The 7,907-nt window shown below is 75.2% G+C and carries 7 protein-coding genes; 3 read left to right on the forward strand and 4 right to left on the reverse strand.

Annotation, left to right across the window (positions count from 1 at the left end; all coding sequences use genetic code 11):
- Positions 1–13 precede the first annotated feature (13 nt).
- The 3 genes from ACFWOG_RS20655 to ACFWOG_RS20665 are packed head-to-tail and all read left to right on the forward strand — an operon-like array spanning position 14 to position 2,786.
- A complete protein-coding gene (locus ACFWOG_RS20655; RefSeq protein WP_380360112.1) occupies positions 14–1,057 on the forward strand; it encodes an ABC transporter substrate-binding protein in 1,044 nt (347 codons plus the stop codon).
- Between the two features lie 32 nt (positions 1,058–1,089).
- On the forward strand, positions 1,090–1,938 hold the full coding sequence (locus ACFWOG_RS20660; RefSeq protein WP_380360114.1) for an ABC transporter permease: 849 nt from the start codon (positions 1,090–1,092) through the stop codon (positions 1,936–1,938).
- A complete protein-coding gene (locus ACFWOG_RS20665) occupies positions 1,917–2,786 on the forward strand; it encodes an ABC transporter ATP-binding protein (protein ID WP_380360116.1) in 870 nt (289 codons plus the stop codon). The genes ACFWOG_RS20660 and ACFWOG_RS20665 overlap by 22 nt, the downstream gene beginning before the upstream one ends.
- 108 nt (positions 2,787–2,894) lie before the next feature.
- Here ACFWOG_RS20665 and ACFWOG_RS20670 read toward each other — a convergent pair whose 3' ends face one another.
- The 4 genes from ACFWOG_RS20670 to ACFWOG_RS20685 form a co-directional block, all read right to left on the reverse strand.
- Positions 2,895–4,373 (reverse strand): SulP family inorganic anion transporter, encoded by a 1,479-nt coding sequence (locus ACFWOG_RS20670; protein WP_380360118.1) that lies wholly within the window; start codon positions 4,371–4,373, stop codon positions 2,895–2,897.
- A gap of 169 nt (positions 4,374–4,542) precedes the next feature.
- Entirely contained in the window at positions 4,543–5,145 is a 603-nt protein-coding gene (locus tag ACFWOG_RS20675; RefSeq protein WP_329881201.1) for a carbonic anhydrase, read from the reverse strand.
- 591 nt (positions 5,146–5,736) lie between these two features.
- A complete protein-coding gene (locus ACFWOG_RS20680; RefSeq protein ID WP_329881203.1) occupies positions 5,737–6,420 on the reverse strand; it encodes a response regulator transcription factor in 684 nt (227 codons plus the stop codon).
- Positions 6,417–7,613, reverse strand: coding sequence for a sensor histidine kinase (locus ACFWOG_RS20685; protein ID WP_329881205.1), 1,197 nt, complete (start codon positions 7,611–7,613; stop codon positions 6,417–6,419). Before ACFWOG_RS20685 ends, ACFWOG_RS20680 begins: the two co-directional genes overlap by 4 nt.
- Positions 7,614–7,907 lie beyond the last annotated feature (294 nt).

Below are 7,907 nucleotides of genomic sequence, written 5' to 3' on the forward strand. Positions count from 1 at the left end.
AGGAGTTCCACCCATGCACCGCCCCCGTCGCCTCGCCGCCGCACTCGCCGTCGCCGCACTCGCCCTGACCGCCTGCGCCTCCAACGGTCGGACCACCGGCTCCGCCGCCGGCGCCGCGCCCGCCCCGCAGGAACCGCTGCCGACCAGCGTCCCGGCCGGCACCGACCTGCGGATCGGTGACCAGAACGCCCAGTTGGAGGTCCTGCTCAAGGCCTCCGGACAGGACCAGGGAACCGCGTACAAGCTCGGCTACAGCGCCTTCCAGGGCGGCCCGGCGATCCTGGAGGCCTTCCGGGCCGGCTCGCTCGACCTCGGGATCGTCGCCGAGACGCCCGCCATCTTCGCCCAGGCCGCCCAACAGGACGTCAAGGTGGTCGGCGTCGCCCAGACCAGCCGCTCCGCCGTCCACCTCGTCACCTCGCCCGGCAACCCGGCCAGGACCGTCGCCGAACTCAAGGGCAAGAAGATCGCCTACACCGAGGGCACCACCTTCCAGCCCGCCGTCCTCAACGCACTCAAGCGCGCCGGGCTGAGGACCACCGACGTCACCCTCGTCAACCTCCAGGTCCTGGACATCCCCGCCGCCCTGCAGAGCGGCCAGATCGACGCGGCGGCGCTCACCGAGCCGCTCGCCTCCAAGTACCTGCTGCCCAACGCCGAGAAGGGCGCCCACGAGATCACCGACGACAAGGACCTCACCAGCGGCCTGCTGCTGCTCATCACCCCCGGCAAGACCCTCAGGGACCCGGCGCGGGCGGCCGCGCTGGCCGACCTGACCGCCCGCTGGACCAAGGCGCTGACCTGGCAGAACGCCAACGAGGCGGAGTGGGTGGAGCAGTACTACGTGAAGAGGCAGAACATCCCGGCCGCCACCGGGAGCCAGATCTTCCGCAACACCGGCACCGCCGCGTTCCCCTCCTACGAGCAGGCCCTCACCGACCACCAGGCCATCGCCGACCTGCTCACGGCCGCCGGGGCGCTCCCCGGGAAGCTCGACGTGTCGGGCGAGTTCGACCGCCGCTTCGAGGCCGTCCAGCGCCAGGCCCTGGCCGGCTGAGCGACGACCGGCGCTCCCCCGAGAGGACCATCGTGACCGTCTCAACCCCGTCCGCTCCCGCCCGGCCCCGGGCCCCCGGCCGGTCCGGCCGGCCCCGCCGCACCCACCGACCGGTGGGCCGCCCGCGCCGCCGGATCCCGTTCGCGCGCGCCCTCGGACCGGTCCTGCTGCTCGCCCTCTGGTGGGTGGCCTCGGCCACCGGGCTGCTCGACCCGCAGACCCTCGCCCCGCCGGCCGACGTCGCCGCCGCCTTCGGCGACCTGGGCCGCAGCGGCGAGCTCCAGGAGCACCTGCTGGTCTCGCTCCGGCGGGCCGCCCTCGGCCTCGGTTTCGGGGTCGCCGCCGGACTGCTGCTCGCGCTGGCCGCCGGGCTCAGCCGGATCGGCGAGGCGCTGATCGACGGAACGGTGCAACTGGTCCGCTCCCTGCCGATCCTCGCGCTGGTGCCCCTGGCCATCATCTGGTTCGGCATCGGCGAGGAGGTCAAGGTGATCCTGGTGGCCCTGGGCACCCTCGTCCCGGTCTACCTCAACACCCACGCCGCGCTGACCGGCCTGGACCCCCGGTACGCGGAGCTGGCCCGGACCGTCGACCTGACGCCGGCCGGGTTCCTGCGGCGGATCGCCCTGCCGGGGGCCGCACCGGGCTTCTTCACCGGGCTGCGGATGTCGGTCACGATCTCCTGGCTGGTGCTGGTGGTCAGCGAACAGATCAACGCCTCCAGCGGCATCGGCTACCTGATGACCCAGGCCCGCACCTTCGGCCGCACCGACGTCATCGTGGTCGGCCTGGTCGTCTACGGCCTGCTCGGCCTGCTCTCGGACACCCTGGTCCGCCTGTTCGAAAGGAGGGCGCTGGCATGGCGCCGCACCCTGGCCTGACCGCCGACACCTTCACCGGTGCGGACCCCGTCGGCGCGACGGACGGTCCCGCCGTCCGGCTGCGCGGGCTCACCCGCTCGTTCGGCGGCCGGACCGTCCTGGACGGCGTCGACCTCGACCTCGCACCCGGCGAGTTCACCGCGCTGCTCGGCCACAGCGGCTCCGGGAAGTCGACCCTCCTGCGGGCCCTCGGCCGGCTGGACGGGTACGAGGACGGCCGCCGGGCCGGTCGCCGCGGCGGCGCCGGCCGCGGCGACACCCCCGGTGCGACCGGTTCCGGGACGGCGGACGTCCCGGAGCGCGTCTCGGTGGTGTTCCAGGACGCCCGGCTGCTGCCCTGGGAACGCGTCCTGGAGAACGTGGTGCTCGGTCTCACCGGTCCGGACGCCGGGGAGACCGGACGGACCGTCCTCGCCGAGGTCGGCCTGGCCGGCCGCGAGCGGGACTGGCCGGCCGTACTGTCCGGGGGCGAGGCCCAGCGGGCGGCGCTCGCCCGCGCCCTCGTCCGGCAGCCCGAACTCCTGCTGCTGGACGAGCCGTTCGGCGCCCTGGACGCGCTCACCCGGCTGCGGATGCACGCCCTGCTGCGGCGGCTCTGCGCCCGGTACCGGCCGTGCGTGCTCCTCGTCACCCACGACATCGACGAGGCGCTGGCGCTCGCCGACCGGGTCCTGGTCCTGACCGACGGCCGGATCTCGCACGACCTGCGGCCGTCGGCAGGTACGGCGGCCGGCACGGCGGGCGGTACGGCGGGCGGTACTGCGGCCGGTACGGCGGGCGGCGGGCACGGGAAGGGCCGCGGTGAGCTGCGCGGTGAGCTGCTGGCCGCGCTCGGCGTGGAGGAGTGAGACGCGGGCGGGGCGGCAGGGGCGGGCGGGCCGGACCACCGGCCGTCCCCGCCCCCGCCGCCGTCCCGTCAGACCGGGTCGAGCCGTGCCGGACGCCGTCGGACTCCGTCAGGCCGAGGCCGGGAGACCCACCAACTCGGCCGACCCACTGCGGTTGTGGCGCTCCTGCCAGAGCTCCAGCGCGCTGCGACAGGCGTGGTCGAGGTGGCGCACACCGGACAGGTCGAGCCGGACCGGGCGGTCCGCGGGCAGCCGTTCCAGGGTCTCCACCAGACGCGGCAGCCGCAGGAACGTGGCGTTGCCGTGCAGCACCACCTGGATCTCCTCGCCGTCGGAGAGGTCGGCGACCGTCACCTGGAGGTGCGAGGTGTCCCAGGCGCTCTTCAGCACCGCGAGGAGCAGGCCGAGCAGCACCCCTTCCAGCAGGTTGGTGACCACGATCGCCACGGCCGTGACGGCCAGGATCACCGCCTCGCCGCGGTCGGCCCGCCAGAGCGGGCGGAGGGAGCGGACCGGCACCAGCTTGGCGCCCGCGTGCACCAGTACCCCGGCCAGCGCGGCGAGCGGGATCGCCGACAGCGCGGCGGGGATCAGCGCGGCGAAGAGCAGCAGCCAGACCCCGTGCAGCACCCGGGAGGCCTTCGTCCTGGCGCCGGCCTGGACGTTGGCGGCGCTGCGGACGATCACCGCCGTCATCGGGAGCGCACCCAGCACGCCGCAGAGGGTGTTGCCGACCCCCTGGGCGAGCAGCTCGCGATCGTAGTCGGTGCGCGGGCCGTCGTGCAGACGGTCGACGGCCGCCGCACTGAACAGGCTCTCGGCGGAGGCGATCAGCGCGAACGTGAAGGCCGTGCCCAGCACTCCGAGGCTGCCGAGCGCGGCGAGGTCGGAGACGCCGGGCAGGTCGATCACCCCGCCCAGGCCGGCCACCTCGATCCGGGCGACCGGGAGGTCGAACAGCGCGGTGACCGCCGTGGCGGCGGCCACGGCCACGAGCGGCGCCGGGACCACCCGGACCCGGGCGGGCAGCCGCGGCCAGAGCAGCAGGATCGCCACCGTTCCGGCGCCGACCGCGGCGGCGGCGAGCCCGCGCGGGCTGCCGGCGACGTCGGCGACCAGGCCCGGCAGTCCGGCCAGCTTCGCGGGCCCGCCGGAGGGGCCCTTCGCGTCGGCCAGCGCGTAGAGCTGACCGGCGATCAGGACGAGGCCGATCCCGGCGAGCATGCCCTGGACGACCGAGACGGAGATCGCCCGGAACAGCCGGCCGAGGCGGGCCGCTCCCATGGCGAGCTGGAGGAGGCCGGCGACCGCGGTGATCACACCGAGGGTCGCGAGGCCGTGTTCCTGGACGGCGGCGAACACCAGCACGGTCAGGCCCGCGGCGGGGCCGGACACCTGGAGGCTGCTGCCGGGCATCAGCCCGGTGACCAGGCCACCGACGATGCCGGTGACCAGCCCCAGTTCGGCCGGCACCCCGGAGGCGACGGCGACGCCCACGCAGAGCGGGAGGGCGACCAGGAAGACGACGAGGGAAGCGGCGAAGTCGGAGCGCAGAGTGCTCAGCCGAAGGGCGGGACGACGAGTCATCGGGTCCTCGGGAGAGTTGTGGTGTGGGGACGGTGGCGGTGCGGACGACGGCCCTGCGGGCCGCACGGCCGCGAGCGGTGCGGGAGCGAGGGGTGCGCAGACGAAGCACGGGGCCCCGGGCCGCGCGGACGCGGACGGTCCTGCTGCGGGCCGTCGCGCGGAACCGGCCTCAAAGCGGGAGGAAGAGGCCGGCGTCCGCCCGGTGCGCGAGCACCAGGCCGGTGTGGATCTCGTAGAACCAGCCGTGGAGTCTGATCTCGCCCTCGACCAGCCGCCGGGCGACGGCGGGGTAGCCGCGCAGCCGGTCGAGCTGGGTGAGGACGTGGCGCTGTACCGGCCCGGCCACGGTCGGGTCGAACACGTCGGCCTCGTCCGCGCGGAGCACCTCGTGGTCGGCGTGGCGCAGCCAGGCGCGGACGGCGGGCACCACGCTGAGGTCCTCGCCGCGGACCACGGCTCCGACCGCGCCGCAGTGCGAGTGCCCGCAGACCACGATGTCGCGGACGCCGAGCACTTCGACCGCGTACTCGATGGTGGCGGTCTCGCCCGAGGAGCCGTCGGCCCGGTAGACCGGGACGATGTTGCCGGCGGTGCGGAGCTCGAAGAGGTCGCCGGGGTCCGCGTTGGTGATCAGCGTGGGGACCACGCGCGAGTCGGAGCAGGTGATGAAGAGGGCCTGCGGGGTCTGGCCGGCCGCGAGGCCGGTGAGCTCCCGGCCGGTGTCTCCCGCGCGCTGCGGGAACGCCCGGGCCCTGTCGATGAGCGGTTCCATGAGGGTGGATGCCTCCTTCGGTGACCCCCTCGGCCTCGGCCGGGAGGGGCGGTGGACGGGCAGGCACGTCGGAACCAGACGTCTCCGGTGGACGGACGGGTACGGGCCGTGGCACGGCGCGCCGAACAGCCGCGCGTCGATGACCCTCGGTGTCCCCCCGGTGACCTGATGCCGCGTCAAGACGAAGTAAAACACGGGTATGGGGAAGGCAAAAGCGCATACCGAGCACGGATCGTGCCGATCCGGTAAACATCCTGTTACCTCGGACGGCAGAGCGCGGCCCCGGGCCCGGCACGCTGGGGCGCGAGGCCCCGCGCACACCGCACCGACCTCGACGAGTAGTTGCGTTCCCGGCGGTACGCGCCCCTTCCGCATACGTACGCCCCCCGGAACGGAGGTGCCGAGGGCCGGCGCCCCGGCCCGGGGCCGACCCTTGCGAACGACGACCCGACCCGCCGGACGGACCACTGCACGTCGGCGGCGGCGGCTCGAACACCCATGCCCTTCAGCGGTGTTCGGCGAACACCCGCGCACGCGGCGACCGGCCCGGCGGGACGCCCGGCGGCGCCGGCCCGGGCCGCCCGGGTGGTGTCAGGGGGCCTGGCGGGGGCTCTGCACGAGGCCGGACTGGTAGGCGAGGGCGACGAGTTGGGCCCGGTCGCGGGCCTCCACCTTGGACATCGCCCGGTGGACGTGGGTGCGGACGGTGAAGGGGCTGACGAACATCCGGGCCGCGATCTCCTCGTTGGTGAGACCGGTGGCGGCCATCGCCATCACCTCGCGCTCGCGGGCGGTCAGGGCGGCGAGGCGCTCGGGCACGCCCGCGGGGGCGCGGGCCGGGTCGGGGTGCGCGAGGAGCTGCTCGATCACGGCGCGGGTGGCGGCGGCGGAGAGCAGCGGGTCGCCGGCCGCGACCCGGCGCAGGGCGCCGAGCAGCTCCGTCGGTTCGGCGTCCTTGCCGAGGAAGCCGCCGGCCCCGGCGCGCAGGGCCTGGGCGACGTACTCGTCGATCTCGAAGGTGGTGAGGATGAGCACGCGGGTGCCCGCGAGGTCCGGGTCGCCGCAGATCGCGGCGGTGGCGGAGAGCCCGTCGACGCCGGGCATCCGGATGTCCATCAGGACGACGTCGGGGCGGGTGGACCTGGCCAGCTCGACCGCCTCCCGGCCGTCGGCGGCCTCACCGACCACCTCCATGTCGTCCTCGGCGTCGATCAGCACGCGGAAGGCTCCGCGCAGGAGCGCCTGGTCGTCGGCGAGCAGCACGCGAATGGTCATCGGGGATCCTTGTCCTCTCGGGCGGCGGCGGTGCGCAGGGGCAGTTCGGCGGAGACCAGGAAGCCGCCGCCGGGGCGGTGGTCGGCGGTGAGCCGGCCGCCGACGGCGGAGGCGCGCTCCCGCATGCCGATCAGGCCGTAGCCGGCCGGCCCGGTGGGGCGGGGGCGGGCGGCGGGCCGGTCGTTGGCGACGGCGACCAGGACCCGGCTGCCCGTGTACGTCAGGGTGACGGCGGCGGCGGTGCCGGTGGCGTGTTTGGCCACGTTGGTCAGGGACTCCTGGAGGATCCGGTAGGCGGTCAGGTCGACGCCCGGGGAGAGCGGCTGCGGCTCGCCCTCGACGGTGAGCCGGACCGGCAGGCCGGCTCGTTCGAAGGAGTCGAGCAGATCGGGAAGCCGGCCGAGGCCGGGGGCGGGTTCGAGCGGGGCCTCGGGGTCGTCGGCGCGGCGCAGCAGTCCGACCGTGGCCTTGAGCTCGCGCAGCGCGGAGCCGGTGGCGTCGGTGAGGTGGCTGAGCATCTCGCGGGCCTGGGCGGGGTGCCGGTCGAGGAGGTGGACGGCGATGCCGGCCTGCGCGTTGGCGAGGGCGATGTGGTGGGCGACCACGTCGTGCAGGTCGCGGGCGATCCGGATCCGCTCGTCGGCGACCCGGCGGCGGGCCTCCTCCTCGCGGGTGCGTTCGGCGCGTTCGGCGCGTTCCTCGATGGCGGCGAGGTGGGCGCGGCGGTTGCGGACGGAGTCGCCGAGGGCGCCGGGCAGCAGGATCCAGGAGACGACGCCGATCTTGGCCCCGATCGGCCCGTCGGGCTCGTTGATCGCGGTGACGATGGTGACCAGCACGGCCACCACGCCGGTGGCGATCCGGGCGGTGGTGCGGTCGGTGTGCACCGCGACGAAGTACAGCGCGGCCACGAGCGGGGCGATCAGGCCAGGGGTGAGCTGGACCACGGTGAAGCAGATCGCCAGGCCGCCGACGAGGGTCGCCGCGAGGACCGCCCAGGGGCGGCGCCGGTGGGCGAGGACGGCGGCGCTGGAGAGGACGGCCAGGGTGAGGGCGGCCGGATCGGGCTCCAGGTGGTTGCCGAAGCGGTCGGTCATGGTCGACCCGGCGGTGACGACGAGCAGCCCGAGCGTGAGCAGCGCGTCGAGCAGGCGGGGGTAGCGGCGGGCCCGGCGCAGCCAGGTGTCGGTCATGCTCGCATCTCCAGGTCCGGGGGTGCCCTGGCGGCTCCCCCGGCCGGGGGTGCCAGTTCGGTACGTCGCGCGGAGGCGGTGGGGCGGGTGGGGCGGGTGCGTCGGGTGGGGCGGGCGTGGCGGTTTCGGTGGCGCGGTTCGACGGCGTGGTTCGTACCAGTTTGACCGGTCGGGCCGTCGGAACGGAGGCCGGGGCGGCCTCCCGCCTGTGAGACCGGTGACACCCGGGCCGTCCGGGCCGTCCGGAGCGCCCCGGACGGCCCGGGACGCGGCCCCGTCGTGGCCACCGGCATC

Origin of the sequence: Kitasatospora sp. NPDC058406, assembly GCF_042722765.1 — a bacterium.
GTDB lineage: Bacteria > Actinomycetota > Actinomycetes > Streptomycetales > Streptomycetaceae > Kitasatospora.